1 protein-coding gene is annotated in these 502 nt (G+C 54.8%); it reads right to left on the bottom strand.

Going from position 1 to position 502, the window contains the following annotated elements:
- Positions 1 to 22: 22 nt before the first annotated feature.
- On the bottom strand, positions 23 to 502 hold a 480-nt coding region (locus PGY33_RS14360; RefSeq protein ID WP_270479225.1), incomplete at its 5' end, for a sugar phosphate isomerase/epimerase family protein.

Consider the following 502-nt stretch of genomic DNA (forward strand, 5'->3'; position numbering starts at 1 on the left):
CTTAAATCTTCACTCTGTGAAATCAGTCAGCCCAGTACTTCGCAACATGTGCCTTGGTAACCTCAGCGGCCTTCTTGATATTCTCCTCGTTGGACAGCTTGTAGTAGTCCGGACGGAACACCTCCATGGTGCAAACGTCGCCTTCAAAGCCGATCTTCTTGAGGGTATCTGCGTAACGCTTGTGGTCGAGGCAGTCGCCCGGCTCGCCCGGCCACAGACGCTTCTCGTCGTTGTTGTAAGCAGCGCCGCACGGCATATTCTCCATGCCGTTCAGGTGCCATACGAAAATCTTCTTGCCGTCAGCCTTCTCGAGAGCAGCCCACTCGGAAGCCATAGCATGGAAGTGGTACTGATCGAGGGTGATGCCGACCAGCGGATGATCTACCTCGGTAACGATGTCGTAAGCGTACTCGAAGCGGTTGATGGACATGGTCGGTGCGCCGCAGAATTCGATGGACAGCTTGATGCCGTGCGGCTCAACCTTCTTTACCATCTCCTTGAG

The organism is Butyricicoccus sp. AF18-9LB (assembly GCF_027684505.1).
Classification (GTDB): Bacteria; Bacillota; Clostridia; order Oscillospirales; family Butyricicoccaceae; genus Agathobaculum; species Agathobaculum butyriciproducens.